Raw genomic sequence first — 19682 nt, 5'->3', positions numbered from 1 at the left:
TGCCAATTGGCAGCCTTTTGTTTTTAAAAGTTAGCGCCGATCAATGCACGACGAAGGTAATATATCTTTTGGCACGGTCGTTTTATTCTCACCAACCGCTTGCATACCAGTTACAGGTTTATCGAATGCGCAAAGCCAAGCGATAGGGCTTGTAGGGCTTCCGACCACAACGGCAGGACGAAAAGTCAATACTGTATTTTGCAAAGGCATAGATACCTTATTGCCCAAGCTAATATGAATCGCTCCGCCTTCAACAGAGATCCCGGTAACCCGATTACCAATTAAAAACTTACTTGCAGGGACACCTGCTTGCTCATTGTTTTTTGGAAAGCGGCCGTGCTCCAAGTAAAAAGCTGTAACATCTTCTCGAATTGTTGAAGCCATTGCTAAGGGATCAACGAGTTCACTACGCTGAATATATTGACTGTATTGTGGTAATGCAACCGAAGCTAAAATACCAATGATGGCGACTACAATCATTAACTCAATCAACGTAAATCCTTTATTTTTCATACTATCTCTCCTATCAAGAATAGAGGCTCATATGCTCCCATTAAGAAATTGGCAATTAATATAACCAATAAAATACTAAATATAGTGATGAGTCTGTTAATGTGCGCTGTGATATCGCCTCGTAAGCTTTCAAGCTTATTGGCCACAAGGAGCTCTAGCTCTTCGGTAATATCCAAGCCATTACTTTGGCATGCTTTTAAATGAGATAACTCACGATTATCTTTCTGTAATGTTCCGTATAGTGGGAACTCAATTAGAGCGACTAAAGCATCATAATTTTGCCTAATTTTATTGGGGATTATTAACCCAAACTGGGCTGATGAAGCACTCAGTAAAGACAGGTTTGCAAACTGTCGAAGCCCATTTATAGTCAATAAAATGATCACCAAGAATAAGCCGAGCGCAATGCTTGCTATCAGCCAGAACCTGGCTAAATTAGCCATATGTTCTATTACTTGCACATCAAATTGACCAAATACATCAGAGAGTGAAGGAATAACGAATTGCTGGTAAATAAAGTTAACGAGGATAAAAACTGAGAAAAGTACACACAAATAAAGCAACTTGGTTTTATAGTCGAAAGTGTGCTCTTTGAGTGTTGATGATAACTTTACATAATTTAACGCTAACCTTTGCAGCTGTTCACCTTCTGCAGCTTTAAGTTCTTTTGCGATTTTAGTGGCTAATGGGCTGCTCTTTTGTCCGTCATTATAAATTTCTAAGTGCTGCGGTGCACTAAGCGCTTCTTGTTGTACTTTGTTTAAGCCACTTATTGGCGACATTAATCGACATAAATAGCCTAATTGAATCCAATTCATATCTTATCCTTTCAATAGCGATAAGATAATCGTGCCATAAAGCGAAGAGTTAATAAATAGTTCATTTATTAATCAATCAAGCCATTGCTGGGCGCGATTTATAATACTGAATACAACCTAATTGAGCGGCATTAGTTAGTAAAATCATTACAAAGGTCAGTATGTGAGACACGCTCGGTGTGGCCATTGAAAGCTCGGCAGCGAGGCCGCAGCTACCTGCAACAAATTGCAGACTAAAATAACGAGCACTTAAATTACTAATATTACCGCTTTTGATGGTTTTATAAGTTTGCGGCATAACACGAATAGAGCTCATCACTAAACCCACATAGGTTAGCCAGTTCAGCACTGTTGCTGTTTCATAATGAGGGTTAAGCAACAAACTAAAAGGCACGACCGACATGGCTAATAACCCGGCTAGTTGCATACGTTGCTTTCGCGCAGCATTGTAACGAACAAAGTAATAAAGAATCACACCACTTAGCATGCCTGTTACAACAAACGGCATGGCCATGTAAAAACGCTGGAAATACAGGTTAAAGGTGATGAAATACAAGCTTTGCGCGACACCAAAGCTCATCATTAACAGCGAAACGCCCGACACACTGCGATTTTTACGGATCTTATTTAAAAGCGGATAAAAGCTAAACGCCAAAATAAAGCATGAAATAATCGGCAAAAAGTGCGCCAAAACAGACCTCTCTCGTTACAATTTAGTTAATAAGTTAGCAGTTTATAAATCGCCCATAAAATCAAGGTAAACATTTGTTTTTTAAGCAATTTAAAAGAGTGCGGCATTGTAATGAGAGAATATTAGAATGCAATTAAGAATAAAAAATAAACAACAGTCTATTGGCAAGATATCCATACAGGCTGTTTAGAACTGATGACACTAATTACTAACTTGAATAATCAAAGTTAACTGGGTAAATTGATTAAATAGCACTCAATAGAGTAAAGCCATGAAGTCAGTTTTATATGCACTTGTTTTGAGTGCCTTTTTAGTTGGATGTAAGAGTACGAAACAACCTACGCCACCGCCTAGTGTGGGCAGCTTACTCAACGCCGCACATTTTACTCAAGTTGAACTAAGCGACCCTGAGCTATTTACACTCCCTGCGGATGAGCAAAAACGTTTTCTTGATTATTTTACCAAACGTCAAGGTGGTGATTTTAGAGATGACCAAATCCTTTATCACTATTTAGAAAAGAAGCTCACCAATTTTAATTACTTTAGTGCCACACTCAATGCCCAGCAGACTCTTCAAGGTCATCAAGGTAACTGTATTAGCTTGGCAATTTTGACCCATGCATATGCTCAACTAGCAGGACTTCAAACGGGCTTTCAAGCGGTCTCAAGTGAGCCTGTTTATAGCAAACAAAATAACATAGTGTATGTGTCAGGGCACTTTCGCACCAAAGTCTACGCCCCTTTAAATGAGGACGATAATTACTTGGTGCCGCCAGGTACTGTCATTGATTACTTTCCTGCTCGCGGCAGTTTTTACTCTGGCCGAGCTGAGTTAAAAGACTTAATTAGCCGTTATTACAGCAACTTGGCTGCAAAAGCATTGGCCTTGCAACAATTCGATTTAAGCTACAGCTATATATTAAAAGCCAATGAATACACCCCAAATGCTGCATCACTTTATAATCTAGCTGCCGTATTACATCGCCAATCGGGTGATTTAGCTGGAGCAAAACATATTTATCAAACAGCAATGCAGTATGGCTTTAGCGATACGAATTTACTACATAATTACGCAGTTCTGGCCGAGCAACTTAATGATCAGGTTTTGGCAGAGCAACTCAATTCACAGTTAGCGATGCTTGAACAAGATCCATTCGAGTTACTGGCAACGGCAATTAACGCCCGTAACAATGGTAAGCTTTACAAGGCAAAACAACAGCTCGAAGACGCGATTGCATTAGCCCCTTATTTATCTGAACCCTATATAGAGTTAGCGATTATTAGTTATCAGCAAGGAAATGAACAAAGCAGTAAAGAATGGCTAGAAAAAGCCATTGAGATAGAAAATAAAGACGAAAAGCTAGCGCTATACCACGCCAAGCTTTTCGCCTTAAAAGACCAACACTAGGCTATAACGAGTAATAGAAGCTTAGCCAAGCCCGTAAATCATTTTCAAAGTCGTCGCCTTCTACCCGGGCGACGCCAAAATCAAGGTTTACATCGTTCAAACCTGCAGGCCCCATACCAAAGCTAAAGTCTCCTCGCCATTTTAGCCCGTAACTTTGTGCATAAACTCGGTTATCGACTTGATGCTGTTGGTAGTAAAGCCAAGGTAATGAATCTTTGTAACTAATACCCCCGCCATAGCCTTTATAGCGGTTACCTAATTGGCTAATAAACGGCAGCTCAGGGGCAACAACAAAGCCGCTTTGCGTGTCTTTATTAATTAAGTTTGACTCATATCCTCCAAGCGTAAGGTTACTGTCATCGCGATATTGCTGAGCAAAATTAACATAAACAGGAATATCAAAGGCATAACCGCTCAATACTGTGGCAAAGTTATAGCCCTGCCAATTATTCGAGTCAGCATCACCGGATAGCCACTCGGCACTTACAGACTGAGCAAAACCATATCGTTGTCTGTCATGTTGCCATTTTTGTTCAAGTCCAAACTTTAACCATTGATCATCACCTTTACTAAAATCACTGTAGTTATAGCTCAAACTCGGTGTAATACTGAGCTGCTGAAACTGCAACGGGTAGCTCATGGCAAAATGTGCCCCTGTATTACTTATGTTCAGCGACGTTTGTGAATGGTACTGTTTTGCTGATTCGAGGTCGTAATCAAATAGCAGCGCTTTAAATTTTAAATCAAACGCAGAATACTTAGCGGCCGCGAACATCCCTTCTAGTGCTTTGTCATGTAAATCAGCACTATAGCCGGCTTGTAAATCGAGCTGTTTCAAGAAATCACTACTTTTCAGGCCAAGGGTAAGAAGCGATGATGAAGCCGAATAATACTGAGATGCCAACGAAAAGGTTGGTTTTTGCTGCCATATATCATAATTGATTGGCTCAGTTGGGCTTTGCGGGTAGATTTTCGCCTCAGGTAATACTTCGCTCGTTACCTGTCCTCGCGGTGGCGCTGCACTTTTAGCAAATTCAACAACCTCTAATCCTTGTGGTTGCTCAGCAAAATGCTTGATATTCGGCCCTTGTGCAGTGATCGATAAATACAAAAGTTCACCATTATGCATTGCCATTGGGTGCGCAACAGCTTCTTGGCCTTGTGTTAATTGGCGTAGTGAATTGCTATTAAGATCATAATGATACAAATCGAGAGCTTTATTTTTACCCGCGACAAAATAAATCCCTTTGCCATCTGCTTGCCAATTAGGTTGTGACACATATTGATAGCCTGCGGGCATAGGCACAGCAAGTGATTGCTGAGAGCTCACATCTTGTATATACAACTGCCAATTGGCATTCAATGTCGCTTTTAAATAAGCAAGTTGAGTTTTATTAGGGCTTAGTAATGGGTAGTCATAAACCGTTTCTAGGCTTTTCTCAAATAAAGGCGTAGCGACACCCGTATTGAGGTCAAGGCGCACTAGCTCAGAGAAGCCATGCTTAGTTTGCTCAGCATAAACAGTTTGCCCGTTACCACTGATACTAAAACGGCGAAGCCCTGCATGATGCGTCAATGCGCTCACTTTTCCTGTGTCGATATCATAGCGGTATAGATCAGAAATACCTTGAATGGAGCCTTTAGCAACGGTTGTTGTGGCTGTGAAAAACAGTGTATTTTCATCTAACCACTGCGGGTTTTTTATACCCTGCCTATTAATTTGGTGAAGCACGTGTTTTTGCTTACGCTTAAAAACACTGGGGGCTTGATCAGCAATATCGACGGGATCATCATCAAGTAACGCTTGTTGCTGCTTTGCAAAATCATCGGCAGCCTGTTGATTGTCACCAGTACTGTAAATAACTAAACGCGTTTCACCATCTTTGTTTCGCTCAACGATGGCAAGCTTACTGTTATCTAAACTTAAAACAGGGTTCGAAGCATATAATTCAAGCTCTAACCAAAGCTTGCTTGTAAGTGCTTGCTCACTCACTTCTTTAGCCATTGCTTTATAGGTATACTCGGCAATAAAACGACGATAGAGACGCTCAGGAGAATTACCAAATACACCGCTGAAGGCTTCATTAAAATCACGCGATTTAACTGCTTGCATACGCGTCCAAACTGCATCAAGGGTTTGCGGTGAATGATTCTCTTCAAGCCAAGCAAGAAAGCGAGAGCCTATTAAATAAGCCATTGAGCCAGCTAAAAAACCGCCTTCGGTACTATTTAACTGGCTATATCGGGGCAATGCACCCTGCTGTGCAAATTCAACTAGTATTGCCTCTGATAGATTATCGTATAAACGGCCTCGGCCTGTCATTTTCGACTCAAGTAAGGTTGCATATCCTTCTGCAGCCCAGCGCGGCATGTCACTTTCGATTAAATCATAAATATCCCAACTATCGCGAATAGCTTGGCGCAAATCGCTACGAGTCGGTTGAGCAAGGTGAACTAAATGAATATATTCGTGCAAAATCAATAACTGCTGCCAGCTATCGGTGTTAGAAATCACGGTGTCAGATTGCGGAGGCGTTGTAAACAAGGCCATTAAAGGCTTATTCGTCACCGGCAAAGCGAACCCATTAGAAGCATTAAACGGGTCGAAAACCAGCACATCGACCACTTCATCAAGGGCACGGTTTTGCTGCTTTAATACCTTATTGCGAACAATTTCAAGCTCTGTAGCAGCAGAGCGTGCCCATTGTTGATTCTCAGTACTAAAATGCACGTTAAAGTGTTCAGTATGAATAGTTTGCCAAGTCTCTTGGCTTGAGGCATGGCCAGCGGCAAGTAACGCCACTGATAACAGAGCTTTTTTCATCACAATCCTTGATTAGCAAGTTGCTTAATTTAAGAATTAGTATGCGATGCTTTTTTAAAAGGCTGAAGTTAAAAAGTGTAAGAAATTACTCGATTTTAATCGGGCGAACCAAGTCTAACAATTGATAAATAATAAAAATAGTCACGGCAAACATCAGGCTGCTTCTTAATGCACCGATCCCCGCGATGACTAAAGCTGCGGTTACAAGTAACGCTATTACTGTAACAGCGACACTCACACACAAGCCTTTACACTCTTGCTGAGAACGTGCATAACACAATAAGGCAACAACACCTGAAATAGCTAAAATAGGTAGAAAATAAATCATTGAGCACCGTAGTTATTAACGTTGCGTTAGTATACCTCAATAACAATACGAATCAACGGTATTGATAATTATTTTCATTTAGAACCAGTTACGCTCGACACCTTCGATTTCATATAGCGCAAAATCAGTAAACCGCTCAGCCAACTCAGCTTTTAGGTAAGGCATTGATACTGAACCAGAAGCCAGTTGTATATACAAGCTCTTAAGCTGCGATCTTCGCATTAAGTAAGTACTAGTTGTTGTGACGCTTTGCGCTTTGTAGATTTCAAAAACACGATATTGAACACCCAACATGCCCGTTTTAAATACAGCGAAGAAACGACCGTCGTGTTGATACATTGCCATACCGGTTTTTTGATAACTTAAAAACACACCGAGCATCAAAGTTAGTCCAACCGCAACACTCCAAAGCATCGTAGCAGCATCAAATAAGCTATTGAGAATTAGTGCTGAAAGTATGGTTGGCAACATAACATATAAAAGCGTATTTTTATAAAGTAAAGCCCGCTCAGGCTTAATAAAGTTAAGCGCCGTTAAATCAACAAACCAAGGAAATAACCAACGACACACAACTTGTATTTGCTCTTTAGTTAATACCGGCATTACTAAAGTTTGTTTACTTTTATGTGCGGCAACCCCTGCGGCCATACCGCCACTACTCACTTGCGGGCAAATTAAGGTAAAGCGATTAAGTAGCCGAGCAATAATATTTTGTTTAATTTGCACACTTTGAATTTTCGAAACACTTATCGAGAGTTGCTGACGCTCAAATAAACCAGCTACACGCTTAAATTTATCATCCTGAAAATAGAGCTGAAAATTAAAAAAGCGCACTAAAGCCATAACAACAGACAGTAAAATGGCACACAAAACAATTGTGATAACCATAATTAACACGGCTATTGCAGCAGCACTACCAACAAAGGCAGCTTGCTCATTCAGTATGGCCTCTAGGCGATTTATAATGGTTTTTTCGAGATACTCAAAAATCACATTCATAAATGGGGCAAGTGCAGCCAATGCTAAAATTGCCATGTTCGACATCAAACCAAATTTAGCAATTTCACCATTGCTGATCGTTAAGCTTTGCTGCTTGTCTGTTGCTTCACTCTGCTCAATAGGCTGCAGATCTTCTTGTTGTAACTGAGCTTTAAATGCCATGACTTGTTCGCGCACTTGCTCGGCATAGCTAAGCTTTACTCCCGGGATCACAGCTTCTTGAGCACTACTCCCAGCTGCATCAAAAATACAATTAACTAAATTAACCGGCTGAAAATAAAAAGGCTCAGCAATATTTACGTTTTGCACTCGAGCAAACTTTAAGGTTAATCGCTCTTTTTTAAACACTCCTTTATTTAGCAGTATTTCGTTGTCATCAGTAATTCGGTATTTAAAATTACGGTAATAAGCAAAGGCATACAGCACTAAAACTACAGAGGCTGCGGCAACTGCTATTTGCCCCCAAAACAGCTTTTGCTCAACTTGCGTGACAAATAACACTAAAATTGGCAGTAAGTTAAGTAAGCCATCTTTTATAAAGCGCAGTGCAAAATGAACAATAAAATACAGTAGTGCCCATGGCGACACGCGTTGCCATTGTTGATTACTCATCGGCAAGCTCATTATCTTGAGTTGTTGTATTATCACCATAACTTTGCACGAACTGTCGGACATCATTACATTGTTCGTCAGTTAAACCACTGATATGTAAATCAGCACTCATGCCACCGGCACTGTAGAGTCTAAGTGTTGCCAAGCCTAACTTTCGTTCAATTGGACCGCGATGAATTTCGGTGTGTTGCACGCGAGAAATAGGTAATAAGGTGATTTGTTGCCAAATCAAACCTCGCTTAAAAGCGATATCGTGCTCTCTTACTGCAACTCCTTTGGCGCGTATACTGTAGAGGTTGTAAACCATTGATAGGATTACCAGCAATGGCAAAACCAGCAGCCAAGGTGTAGCAATAGCTTCGCTAACGGCTGGATTAAAATGCCGTACAGCTATAATCACAGCCATGAGAGGCACATAAAACAGCAACCAATTTAGTTGTACATGCCATATCGCATTATCTGCAAGTGGTTGGAATTGAATAGTTTGATGCTTTGGAAGGGTTTCTATTTGTTGATTACTAAACACGGTAATTCCTTGTAAAGGCCAGCGGTGCCGGCCTTACGTGCTAACACTGAGTTGTTATATGTTATAAATTATACCCAGCGTAGTTTTGTTGCAAGTGTGTGGCTTGCTCCAGGTGCAAGTTCAACACTGTCATCAAGGACATTAGCCGCTTCTAAACACAGCATTACGTGGTATTCGTCATCAGCAAAATTAGAAAGGCGTTTTGATTTATCAATCCAAGGATTCCAAAGCACACACGATGTTGAGTTTTCGCGTCCCACTTCAATAATGCCATCAGGTGTGATGATACGCTGAATATCTTTCGCTTCGGTGTAAACCATGTCTGTTTCACGAGCGAACGACACTAATTCATTCTGCTCAAATGGACCTTCAGCAAATTCAATGTATTTCGCACCTTGCAAACCATCTACTTTAGTTTCTTCAATTGCAGGTGTTGGGAAATACGTGTGCAATGCTTGAGTAAACTGTACAGTTTGGTTATCTAAGTTAGTGGTTGTTAAACGCAGTTCTAAACTAGAGGTTAATATAAACTCAGCTAACAACTTAGTTTTATAAGGCCAATACTTTTCATCAACTTGCGTCATCGGCAGCGACAAACTGATATAAATAGAATCGTCTTGCTCTTTCACTTCTTCTGCGCGCCACAAACTTGTGCGAGCAACACCATGAGCAGGCCAGCCTTCATGTTGGCTTACTCCGAACCATGGCCAACAAATCGGAATACCACCTCGCACACCTTTGCCTTCTTGGTAATCTTCTAGTTCAGAGACCCATAATAATGGCTTTTTATCGGTTGGCGTGAACTCAGTGATCTGCGCACCTTGCAGAAAAATAGTTGCGCTACAAAACTCACTAGCAACTTTAATAAATTCAAGCCCGGTTTCACTTTGCTCAATCGTAACTGATGGCGATAACTTCATAATTCGTCCCATTTAATGAAAGAAAAATCCACCATACCCAATGCAGTGGCTATTAGTAAATAATATTTAGTTATTTGTATGAATTGTTTTACTACAAAGTGATGATGTCACCTCGAGTAGCATTTTAAGTATTAACAACAATTACTCCATCTAATTTTTAAACTTTACCTTTTAATTTCTACTCTAATTAATCACCAAACACGATAATAAGCATTATCGCCGAAAATTATAAGCTACATAGTTATTATTTATTTGAACTCAATTTATTAGATGTGTAATATTTCGCGATTGCGGTTGCCTCATGCCGCCTTTTTTAAGAGACAGAAACATGCAAAAGTATGACGAGTTATTAGTGTCGCTGCGTAAAGTGATCAGAGCCATCGACCTTCATTCAAAACAGCTCAACAAAACCTCAGGCCTAACCGGCCCACAATTACTTATCATGAATGAGGTTGCACAAACCGATGGTATTACCGCCAGCCGCATCGCACAAAATGTAAACTTAAGCCCGGCTACGGTTACCAATATATTAGATCGTATAGAAAACCGTAATCTGATCACTCGTGTGCGTAGCCAATTAGACAAGCGTCGAGTTAGTTTGCATCTAACAGAAGCGGGAGAACAGCTACTAGAGCAAGCACCTCAACCATTGCAAGAGCACTTCATCGAAAAGTTCTCAGCACTAGAAGAGTGGGAGCAAAGTTTACTACTATCATCAATGCAACGCATTGCTGCAATGATGGATGCGGATCAACTCGATGCTTCACCGCTGCTTGAGGTTGGCGCAATCACCAAGACATTAGAAGCACAGTAAAAATTTAAACTGATTGATTAATATTAATTTTCTGTGTCTAGGCTTGGGTTCAGCCTGAATATCAACTATTCTTAACAGTACCCATTCCAACACTAGCGAAAATTCATGCTTAAACTATCAAAGTTAGCCCTTGCTATAGCCTTGGGCACAACTTCAAGTCTTAGTCAGGCATCTGAAATTGATGACCTTCAAGAACAACTGCAATTACTGAAACAGCAAATGCAGCAACTGCAAAGCAAACTTGATGCTGCCGAAGCAAAATCGCAGCAACAAGCCGAGAAACAAGCGCAAATTGATGCACAAGTAGCAAAACAACAAAAGCAACTTGAGCAGCAAACAGCGGCCGTAGAAGCACCTAAAAAAGAATCTGGCATTAAAGTCGGTGGGGCTGTACGTACCAACTTCAGCCATACGTCGTATAACGATGGCAATAAAAACCGCGGTGGTGACTTCGATTTTGACATCTTCAGGCTAAATTTTGCAGGCGATGTCGGTGATGTGCAGCTTAACGCTGAGATCCGTTTTTTCGATTACATGACCGCAGTTAAGTATGCCTATGCAGCCTATGACTTTGCCGAAGACTGGCAGGTGCAGGCAGGTATTACCAAAGTGCCTTTTGGTAACTGGCCTTATAACTCACACAACTACTTCTTTGGCACCACTTATTATATTGGTCTTGAAGATGACCATGACCTGGGTGTGCTATTCAAACGCAAAATTGCTGACAACTGGCAAATTGACCTTGGCTTTTTCAAAAATGATGAACTAGGTGGCGTTGACGGCTATGTGGACGACAGAAGCGACCGTTACTCATACGACGTAGTGGGTTTCCGCTCTGCAGGTGAAGGTGTATACGCCGAACCAACCAATGCGATTGGTGAGTACAACACCTTCTCTGGTCGTTATGGTTATCACTTTGAGCATGATGGCGGCACCACCGAGCTAGGTGTTTCAGCCTTATCTGGCGGCTTACATGATGGTGAAGATAAAGCTGGCGACTACTACGCTTGGGCTGTGCACTTAAACAGCACAATTGGTCCATGGAATTTCCAACTTCAGCATGGTGAATATAACTACGATATCGACAACGTCGACCGTATGGCCGTGGGTGCTTATGCGTTTTACGATAGTATTGCCGCAGAAGCGACCATGACTAATGCTAATATCGCTTACAGCCTTCCTGTAGAATGGGGTCCGGTAACAAACCTACAGTTTTACAATGACTACGGCATTATTTATGACAAGTCAGACAACAGCGAAGATACATGGATGAATGTAACCGGTGTATCTGTTGCTGCAGGCGGCTTATTCACTTACTTTGATTTTGTACAAGCGAAAAACCAACCATTCGTTGGTGGTTCAATTGCTGGCGACAGCGATGAGACTGAAACCCGCTTCAATATCAATATAGGTTATTATTTCTAATAGTAATATACCCGCTTAATTTAGCGAGCTATTTAGAGGCAAGGAGATGTTCTCCTTGCCTTTCTTTACTTTACTCAAAAACTCACAATAATTTCACGATCTTCTTAGCTTGAGTAATAACTAGCTTAATTTATACCTTACTCCTTGATAGCCACTATGCTCATATTTCAGGTCCGTTCTGTACCTTTGCAAGCACGTTTTTCTGGCTATACAAATGTAAATCATTATTATATTGCGCCATTCTAAACATGGTTTATTGACAAAAGCTGTATGTAATTGAAGGATCGCAATTTTCTGCAGCTACATTAGGCAAAGAAGTTGAAGCTGAGCTAAAGTTAAATAATCAATGTGGTGCAAGCTACCTTGCTAAAGCCAGTGTGTACAAAAAGGGCTGTCAACTAAGTCATCTTATTGATAGCCTTGAGCTCTGTGAACAGCAACAAGCCACTTTGATAGAGGGTGCCGAGCAAGCACTGCAACGATTTAAGTTTTATCAGGCCCAACTTTATTGATGAATGTGAAAGCGGCGTTTACCGCCTATAAAAATGGCTGCTATCAATTACTCGGGTTATTGATGGTGGGTTTAGGTATCATAGGTATTGCATTACCTGTGATGCCTACAACTATCTTTTTTATACTAGCATTGGCGTGCTTTAGCCGCTCATCACCTAAGCTCTCTGCCTGGCTGCTACACCATCCAAAGTACGGCCAGCCTCTGAGGTTTTGGCAAGAACATAAGGTTGTTCCTACTCGTGCTAAGTTCTTAGCTGGTTTTGGTATGGCTATCGGGTATGCTTTTTTACTACAAAGTGCCGCACCAATTTGGGTGATGTACTTAGTGGCAGTAATTGAATTGAGCGTGTTAGCCTATTTAATTAATCGCCCCTCTGCACCAAAAAAATCAACACTCTTACAAGTTAAACTGACTACACACACCGGTTTAATGCTGCTTGCCTGTTTTCTCAGTTCGCAACTTGCTGTAGTTGCTTATCTCGCTATTCATTTCTAAAACAAAGAAATGTAAAGAACGTAAACACGCTTGTTATTGGTAATGCAAATCATTATCATGCCCGTATCTTTAACGAATAAACCGCATTATGTTCTCATTTAACAAACGTAGCTTTTATAGCGTTAGCCGCGCCTTACACATATACCTTTCAACGGCCTTATTCTTTTTACTTATTTTATTTTGTGTCAGCGGCATCATTCTTAATCACGTTAGTTGGCTCGAAAATGATAAACATAATGGTCAGAACCAACTACTTGTTTCTGCAAAGTTATTCGAAAAAGCACAAGCTAATCTCGACACGTTACCGAGCCTATACCCTGAAATAGAACAGTACATGCAGCAAAAATTTTCACTTAGTAATGTAAAAAGTATTGAGTGGGAAAAAGAAGATGCTTTGGTGATGCTCGACTATCCGCTGCCAGCAGGCTTTGCTTACGCCGAAATCGATTTTCAAAAGGGCGAGCTCAATATTGATTATCAAACCGGCGGCTTTATGAGTCTGATTGGCGACCTACACAAAGGCCGCCATACAGGTAAAGCATGGAGCTGGGTCATTGATATCTCGGCTGTTTTGATGATTCTGTTTGCCATCACCGGATTAATTATTCTCTTTCAAAACCGTAAAAAACGGGCCGCAGGCCTTTGGTTAACGCTTCTTGGTGTTGCCACGCCTTTGGTCATTTATCTAGTTTGGGTGCCTCAACTTAAAGGAGTATCTTAATGAAACAAGCCCACTTAATCGCAGCTCTACTAATTGGCTGTTTATTCAGCCCACTGAGCTTTGCAAAAGATCCCAACCTCACCGTTGAGTTCACTTTACCTGAGCTAGATGTTTCTCCATATCATCGCCCTTACGTGGCGCTATGGCTAGAAACACCTGAACGTAAACACGTTACCACTATTGCACTTTGGGTCGAAAAAGCTGAATGGTTTAAAGACTTACGTCAGTGGTGGCGAAAAACAGGTCGTAGCAACGACAGCTTTGATGGTGTAACAGGTGCAACAAAACGCCCAGGCACTTACACCATTGAGTGGCAAGGTAAAGATTTAAAAGGTAATCCAGTTAAACCTGGTAGCTACCTGCTTAATGTTGAAGTTGTACGTGAGGAAGGTGGCCGAGATTACACCCGCGTTGAAATCGACTTAACGAAAGACGGCAAAGTCACAATTAAAGGCGAAAAAGAGTTCGCGACTAGCTTTGTTACCATTACCAGTAATTAAGGACAAACAATGAAATTAAAATTATTAAAAACGGCGCTGATTGGCGCAGTAACCTTCACAGCACTTGCCTCTGGCTATGCACAAGCACACGCCCGTTGGTTAATGCCATCTCACACTTCTTTATCTGGTGAGAAAACTCACTATGTGATGATCGATGCCAGTATTTCGAATGAGTTGTTTAGCCCAGATAAAGCATACCGCCCGAAAGAAAAAGGCGCAGAGTATGACGACAACTTATTAATTGCCCTTGCTCCAAATGGTAAGCCGGTTAAAGAAACGATCCGCGCATACTACTTAAAACGCAAAAACTCAGCGGCAGTGAGTTTATCTCAAGACGGTACTTACCATATTGCTATGCAGCAAAAACCAATGCTAATGACTTTCTATAAAGACAAAGATGGCAACCGTGGCCGTGTGTTCGCAGGTAAAAAAGAAGCAGACCTACCAGCAGGCGCAACCGATGTACGCACTGTAAAATCAATCGCAACGGTTGATACTTTTGTAAGCCGTAATGGTACTTCTAAGCCAACATTGCTTGGTCAAGGTTTAGAAATTTCAGGCCCAACTCACCCGAACGATCTATTTGCTGGTGAAGAAGCTAAGTTCCAATTATTAATGGATGGCAAACCAGCCGCTGACGTTGAGCTTGCTATTGTTCGTGGTAGTGCACGCTACCGTAATGAGCGTGACGAAGTGAAAGTAACAACCGATAAAAAAGGCTTCTTTACTGTGACATTCGCTCATGCCGATATGTATCTGATTGAAGCATCTGTTGATCAAAAACCAACAGAGGCCGATATCGATAATGTACGCTACTCATTATTCACAACGCTTGAAGTGGCGCCTGAGTAGTTTGCTAATTAGGCCTTAAAATTGGCCTAATTCGACTTTCGAGGAAGGCGGTAGTCAACAGTGTGATCGCAGCTACCGTCTTTCTCGCAATCATTAACCCCATCACCATCGACATCCCAGCTTGGGTGCATGCCTTTTAATGTACTTTTTACGACGCTAATATCGGCAGTAAATTCACTTTGCTCATCACGGCGCGCGGCATTGCGCATCAAAAAGACCCGAATCACATAATCGCCATCATCAGAGATTTTAATCTCAGCATGATCACCTTTTACCGGGCCAACAAACAAAGCTGTTGGGTTGCCTTTTGGTAAAATATTAAAGTAGTTGCTTGAATTTGATGGAGCAAAATCAACCGTTAAGGTAGTGCCTTTATTAAGGTTAATTTGATATTCCAGCATCTCATAACCTTTAATTGTGTCTTTAACTTGCCAGCTTTGCTGCACCGCAATATCTGAAGCTAGCAACTCATAATGACGACTATTTGGTAAATTTTGTTCAGCAAACACCAAGCTACTTGTAGCCACCGAAAAACAAAACCCTATCAATAACAACAACTTCATATTCAACCTCTTTTTGGATTCTTTTTTAGAGAATGATAAATACTGATTTTACAATTTTTAATTCTTTTAAAGTGAACTTATAGTTACTCCATCGCAGACACACTGCTTAACGAAACAGGATACCTACTATGAAACTTTTTACTTTAATCTCAGCTCAACCACACTTACAAAATATTAGCACTTTATTGGCACGTATTGGTTTATCGGCCATCTTTTTACTAACCGGCTTTAGCAAAATAGAGTTTTTCGATGCTACAGCGCAATATATGAGTAGTGTCGGTTTACCAGAGTTCTTACTGCCGTTTGTGATTGCCTTTGAAATTGTTGGCGGATTATTTATTTTACTAGGCTTTTTAACACAACTAACCGCTGTCGCTTTTGCTGGTTTCAGCCTAGTTAGTGCTTTGTTATTCCACTTTCAACTTGATGATCAAATGCAATTTTTAATGTTCTACAAAAACATTGCAATGGCAGGCGGCTTTTTAGCATTAGCCAGTGTTGGTGCAGGCAAAATCAGCCTAGATCAACTAGTGTTAAAACGTAGTCAGGCTTAACATTTATCCCAGCCAATAACCTAGGTTGTTGGCTGAATTTGTTTTTAAGAGGGCGCGAATATGGCAACGTTATTAACAGCAACCAGCCATGATATTGGTGGGCTCGATGTAAAACGCATCTTGCCTCATTTTGACAAAAAAATGGTTGGCCCATTTATCTTTTTTGACCACATGGGACCAAATCACTTTCCTCGCGGTGAGGGCATAAATGTGAAGCCTCACCCTCATATTGGCCTATCAACGCTCACTTATTTATTTACGGGCAGTATTTACCATCGCGATTCGCTAGGTAATAGCCTGCAAATAGAACCCGGCGATGTTAACTGGATGACCGCAGGTCGCGGGATAGTGCACTCAGAAAGAGAAAGCCTTGAAGTGCGGGCGAGCGAGCACGACATCAATGGTCTGCAATGCTGGGTTGCTTTACCTGAGAGTATAACCGAAATAGCACCGCGTTTTGAACATATCAAAAAACAGCAATTGCCTGAGAAAATCGAAAAAGGCGTGCTGATGAGACTCATTGTCGGTGATGCCTATGGCTTAAGCTCCCCTGTGAAAAGCTACTCACCGATGTTTTATGTCGATACGGTAGCAGAGCAAGGTAGCCATATAACTAAACCGCATCCTCATCATGAAACCGCAGTGTATGTTATTTATGGTGAAATTAGTGTGGGTGATACGCGCTATACCCAAGGCGACTTTGTACTACTTGATGACAGCGAACACGAAATAACGACTCTGGTGCACAGCCGCTTTATTTTACTCGGTGGCAGTAAATTCAATAAAGTCCCGTATTTACACTGGAATTTTGTTGCTTACAGCAAAGAGCGCATCGAGCAAGCAAAACAAGATTGGCAAGCACAGCGTTTTGCTAAAATCCCCGGTGATGAGCTTGAGTATATTGAGTTGCCCTCACCTAAAAAGTAAACTTTTTCAGTATTTACAGGTACTATTAGGTAGTTAAGTAAGCAAAGGAACATCATGCTAAGAATTACGTTAGAACAGTGGCGCATGTTTCGTGCTGTTGTCGAATTTGGGGGCTTTAACCAAGCCTCACAAGGCATTCATAAAAGCCAATCAAGTATTCATAATGCTGTTGGCAAAATTGAATCTGCACTCGATGTAAAGTTATTCAGCATTCAAGGCCGCAAAACCGTGCTCACTGAAGCTGGTGAAATGATGCTACGCCGTGCCAATTACTTACTTGATGAAGCCGCAAAAGTTGAGGCAATAGGCCAGACGTTAGGTGAAGGCATCGAAAGCAAATTACGAATTGCTGTTGATGCTATTTTCCCACAGCAATTGCTTTATAAAGTGCTTAACGATACCTCGTCACAATACCCGCAACTGCGTATTGAACTCCATGAGTCTGTGCTGATGGGGGGGAATGAACTGCTCGAAAACGATCAGGTTGATATTGCTATTACCGGCTTTCCAATTGCGGCAAACTTTCACGAAGAATTATGTGATATTGAGTTTATTGCCGTTGCACACCCAGATCACCCTTTGCATGCAATAGAGCGTGAAATAACCCTCGAAGATTTAAAATCACACCGCCAAATTGTTGTCCGCGATTCAGCCAATAAACACAAGCAAGATGGTGGATGGTTAGGTGCCGATCAGCGCTGGACGGTAACTCATTTGCGCACTTCTATTGATATGATCAGTAATGGACTTGGCTTTGCGTGGTTGCCAAAAATAGCAATAGAAAAACACCTTGCGGCGAGGCAAATGAAAGCACTTAATTTAACCCATAACAGTAGTCGCAGCGCTAAGTTACACTTGCTCTTTAAAGATGGTGATAAGCTTGGTCCAGCAGCACGCGCTTTCCTTGGAGAATTGCGTTACCAAGTGATGGAGAACCTATAGTTTCAGGGGCGTTTCAGCAATGCCTTTAACGCCCGGCTCAAGAATAAACACGCCACCACTGTGCGGGTAATCAGCGAGAACTGAGTCCTCCAGACCCACTGCAGCGGTAGTCACAGCTAAATGCATTAGCTCCTCGCCAACAAATGCGACACTCGTAACACGCGGTGCGGGCAAGCGAATAAACTGCACCTGCTCGCCGCTTGGTGAAAAACGATAAACACCATAGCCATTCCAAGCGGCTACCCATAAATGGTCTTCGTTATCAACGGTCATGCCATCTGGAAAGCCCATACTTTCACTAAAGCGAATAAACTCTTGTTTATCAGAAAGCTCGCCCTGCTTATTCAGAACAAAACGATAGATAGTTTGTTTATCTGAGTCAGTAGAATATAGAAAATAGCCATTTTTACTCACCGCAGGGCCATTGCTGATGGTGTAGTTATGATCAACAGAAATCGGAGCTTGCCCATGTCCAAAACGATATAACTTACCACTATTGGTTTGCTCTTGAGAGTCCATAGAGCCAAAAAAACCAAAGCCTTGGCGAGATGTTTTGCCATCGTTTAAACGATTTTGTGAGGGTTCATGGTCTATTGAATAAAGTAGTTCGCGGCTGAAATTTTCACTACAAAGTTTATAAATACCTTTGGCAAAGCCTGCAACTAGTTCACCCTGCTCGGTTTCCATAACCCAGCAAATAGGCTCAGGCATGGAAAACTGGCTAACTCGCATTGATTGGCAATCTAAGCGAAACAAGCGCTGCCCTAAAATATCTACCCAAAATAAGCAGTTATGTGCTTTTGCAAAATAGGCCCCTTCGCCTAATTGGCACTGGCTAGAAATAATCATTTTGATGGTGTCATCGAGCATTGGCTTCACTACACGAACAGCTGAACTATTCTCATTCTATCTATGTATGAAAATAAGTGCTAGGCCAGATAACCCCGCAACGAGTAAGATTATGCCGCGAATGGCCTTCTCGTTGAGGTTATTGTTAATCACAAACGACAAGCCCCAGCCAATTAAAATTGCTGGCAAACAAAAAAAGAATAGCTTTACATCAGTCATATCGGCGGAACCTGTAAGCATCAATACGATAATGCCAAACAGGTTTATAAACACGAAAAATGCACTCAAGTTAGCTTTAATTTTTTCTTTATCTTCAGCTTGGTAGAGTAGCCCCATTGGTGCACCTCCTGCAGAAGTTGTGGTACCCAAAAAGCCCGACGACATTGATGCTAGTAAACTAGTAATTGTTGAGATTTTCGGTTTCATACCTATGATAGACAAAGCCACCACCACCAAAATACTCACCCCTAGCAGAAGCTGATACTGCTTCGCATTGACATACCACATCACGACAGCAGCTAAAATGACACCTATAGCACCGCCAATAATAGATATACCAGTTTGCTTCATGTCTATCGCGCCACGGTGCTTAATCATTAATACCGACGTTAAAAACAGCGCATTCAAAATCATTGGCCCAGGCACCAGATCTGGCATTAGCCAGTAAAGCACAGGCACACATAACATTCCTAAACCAAAGCCAATAACACTTTGTAGGCAAGCACCAATAATCAGAATTAAATAAACAAGTACAAAGTCGGTCAAACTTTCTTACCACCTTCCTAAGTATGAGCTCTGCTGAGCCTAAATCGTATATTTTATTATTATAGTATCATTTTAATTATGTAAAATTTTTATTTCACGCTAGTCATTTTGTTATCGTTTCG

At 41.3% G+C, this 19682-nt stretch carries 20 protein-coding genes and 1 pseudogene; 10 read left to right on the top strand and 11 right to left on the bottom strand.

What is annotated here, in order from left to right:
* Nucleotides 1-30: 30 nt before the first annotated feature.
* From EVU92_RS04650 to EVU92_RS04640, 3 genes are all read right to left on the bottom strand, one after another.
* On the bottom strand, nucleotides 31-513 hold the full coding sequence (locus tag EVU92_RS04650) for a pilin (protein WP_130050204.1): 483 nt from the start codon (nucleotides 511-513) through the stop codon (nucleotides 31-33).
* Nucleotides 510-1331 (bottom strand): hypothetical protein, encoded by an 822-nt coding sequence (locus EVU92_RS04645; RefSeq protein ID WP_130050203.1) that lies wholly within the window; start codon nucleotides 1329-1331, stop codon nucleotides 510-512. Before EVU92_RS04645 ends, EVU92_RS04650 begins: the two co-directional genes overlap by 4 nt.
* Before the next feature lie 76 nt (nucleotides 1332-1407).
* On the bottom strand, nucleotides 1408-2022 hold the full coding sequence (locus EVU92_RS04640) for a PQ-loop domain-containing transporter (RefSeq protein WP_130050202.1): 615 nt from the start codon (nucleotides 2020-2022) through the stop codon (nucleotides 1408-1410).
* Between the two features lie 271 nt (nucleotides 2023-2293).
* On the opposite strand from EVU92_RS04640, the gene EVU92_RS04635 reads away from it, so the two are divergent.
* Nucleotides 2294-3430, top strand: coding sequence for a hypothetical protein (locus tag EVU92_RS04635; protein ID WP_130050201.1), 1137 nt, complete (start codon nucleotides 2294-2296; stop codon nucleotides 3428-3430).
* A gap of 1 nt (nucleotide 3431) precedes the next feature.
* Here EVU92_RS04635 and EVU92_RS04630 read toward each other — a convergent pair whose 3' ends face one another.
* From EVU92_RS04630 to EVU92_RS04610, 5 genes are all read right to left on the bottom strand, one after another.
* Nucleotides 3432-6254 carry a hypothetical protein gene (locus EVU92_RS04630; protein WP_130050200.1) on the bottom strand — a complete coding sequence of 941 codons (2823 nt, stop codon included), beginning with the start codon at nucleotides 6252-6254 and terminating at the stop codon, nucleotides 3432-3434.
* Between the two features lie 85 nt (nucleotides 6255-6339).
* Nucleotides 6340-6582 carry a hypothetical protein gene (locus EVU92_RS04625; protein WP_130050199.1) on the bottom strand — a complete coding sequence of 81 codons (243 nt, stop codon included), beginning with the start codon at nucleotides 6580-6582 and terminating at the stop codon, nucleotides 6340-6342.
* A 78-nt stretch (nucleotides 6583-6660) separates the two neighbouring features.
* Nucleotides 6661-8193, bottom strand: a complete 1533-nt coding sequence (locus EVU92_RS04620; protein ID WP_130050198.1) for a PH domain-containing protein — start codon at nucleotides 8191-8193, stop codon at nucleotides 6661-6663.
* Entirely contained in the window at nucleotides 8186-8719 is a 534-nt protein-coding gene (locus EVU92_RS04615; protein ID WP_130050197.1) for a PH domain-containing protein, read from the bottom strand. Before EVU92_RS04615 ends, EVU92_RS04620 begins: the two co-directional genes overlap by 8 nt.
* Nucleotides 8720-8787: 68 nt before the next feature.
* Nucleotides 8788-9639: a D-hexose-6-phosphate mutarotase gene (locus EVU92_RS04610; protein WP_130050196.1), complete on the bottom strand. Its 852-nt coding sequence runs from the start codon at nucleotides 9637-9639 to the stop codon at nucleotides 8788-8790.
* A gap of 328 nt (nucleotides 9640-9967) precedes the next feature.
* Here EVU92_RS04610 and EVU92_RS04605 point away from each other — a divergent pair, with 328 nt between their 5' ends.
* The 6 genes and pseudogenes from EVU92_RS04605 (at nucleotide 9968) to EVU92_RS04580 (ending at nucleotide 14960) form a co-directional block, all read left to right on the top strand.
* Nucleotides 9968-10453 carry a MarR family transcriptional regulator gene (locus EVU92_RS04605; RefSeq protein WP_130050195.1) on the top strand — a complete coding sequence of 162 codons (486 nt, stop codon included), beginning with the start codon at nucleotides 9968-9970 and terminating at the stop codon, nucleotides 10451-10453.
* A 105-nt stretch (nucleotides 10454-10558) separates the two neighbouring features.
* Nucleotides 10559-11878, top strand: a complete 1320-nt coding sequence (locus EVU92_RS04600; protein WP_130050194.1) for a porin — start codon at nucleotides 10559-10561, stop codon at nucleotides 11876-11878.
* Between the two features lie 511 nt (nucleotides 11879-12389).
* Nucleotides 12390-12779, top strand: a pseudogene (locus tag EVU92_RS04595) (YbaN family protein); the annotation flags it as partial.
* Between the two features lie 196 nt (nucleotides 12780-12975).
* Nucleotides 12976-13608 (top strand): PepSY-associated TM helix domain-containing protein, encoded by a 633-nt coding sequence (locus EVU92_RS04590; protein WP_130050193.1) that lies wholly within the window; start codon nucleotides 12976-12978, stop codon nucleotides 13606-13608.
* Entirely contained in the window at nucleotides 13608-14108 is a 501-nt protein-coding gene (locus tag EVU92_RS04585) for a DUF2271 domain-containing protein (RefSeq protein WP_130050192.1), read from the top strand. The genes EVU92_RS04590 and EVU92_RS04585 overlap by 1 nt, the downstream gene beginning before the upstream one ends.
* A gap of 9 nt (nucleotides 14109-14117) precedes the next feature.
* A complete protein-coding gene (locus EVU92_RS04580) occupies nucleotides 14118-14960 on the top strand; it encodes a DUF4198 domain-containing protein (RefSeq protein WP_130050191.1) in 843 nt (280 codons plus the stop codon).
* Between the two features lie 26 nt (nucleotides 14961-14986).
* Here the strand turns inward: EVU92_RS04580 and EVU92_RS04575 are convergent, their stop codons facing one another.
* Entirely contained in the window at nucleotides 14987-15523 is a 537-nt protein-coding gene (locus tag EVU92_RS04575) for a hypothetical protein (protein WP_130050190.1), read from the bottom strand.
* 128 nt (nucleotides 15524-15651) lie between these two features.
* On the opposite strand from EVU92_RS04575, the gene EVU92_RS04570 reads away from it, so the two are divergent.
* The 3 genes from EVU92_RS04570 to EVU92_RS04560 are packed head-to-tail and all read left to right on the top strand — an operon-like array spanning nucleotide 15652 to nucleotide 17946.
* Nucleotides 15652-16077 carry a DoxX family protein gene (locus tag EVU92_RS04570; RefSeq protein WP_105173868.1) on the top strand — a complete coding sequence of 142 codons (426 nt, stop codon included), beginning with the start codon at nucleotides 15652-15654 and terminating at the stop codon, nucleotides 16075-16077.
* A gap of 60 nt (nucleotides 16078-16137) precedes the next feature.
* Entirely contained in the window at nucleotides 16138-17004 is an 867-nt protein-coding gene (locus tag EVU92_RS04565) for a pirin family protein (RefSeq protein ID WP_130050189.1), read from the top strand.
* A 54-nt stretch (nucleotides 17005-17058) separates the two neighbouring features.
* On the top strand, nucleotides 17059-17946 hold the full coding sequence (locus EVU92_RS04560) for a LysR family transcriptional regulator (protein ID WP_130050188.1): 888 nt from the start codon (nucleotides 17059-17061) through the stop codon (nucleotides 17944-17946).
* Here the strand turns inward: EVU92_RS04560 and EVU92_RS04555 are convergent.
* Nucleotides 17941-18816 (bottom strand): SMP-30/gluconolactonase/LRE family protein, encoded by an 876-nt coding sequence (locus tag EVU92_RS04555; RefSeq protein ID WP_130052225.1) that lies wholly within the window; start codon nucleotides 18814-18816, stop codon nucleotides 17941-17943. The genes EVU92_RS04560 and EVU92_RS04555 overlap by 6 nt on opposite strands.
* 36 nt (nucleotides 18817-18852) lie before the next feature.
* A complete protein-coding gene (locus EVU92_RS04550) occupies nucleotides 18853-19560 on the bottom strand; it encodes a sulfite exporter TauE/SafE family protein (protein WP_130050187.1) in 708 nt (235 codons plus the stop codon).
* Nucleotides 19561-19682: the final 122 nt, after the last annotated feature.

The organism is Pseudoalteromonas sp. MEBiC 03485, assembly GCF_004195145.1.
GTDB classification, from domain to species: domain Bacteria; phylum Pseudomonadota; class Gammaproteobacteria; order Enterobacterales; family Alteromonadaceae; genus Pseudoalteromonas; species Pseudoalteromonas apostichopi.
The sequence above is the reverse complement of the archived record's forward strand: the minus strand, read 5'-3'. Positions and strand labels throughout refer to the sequence as shown.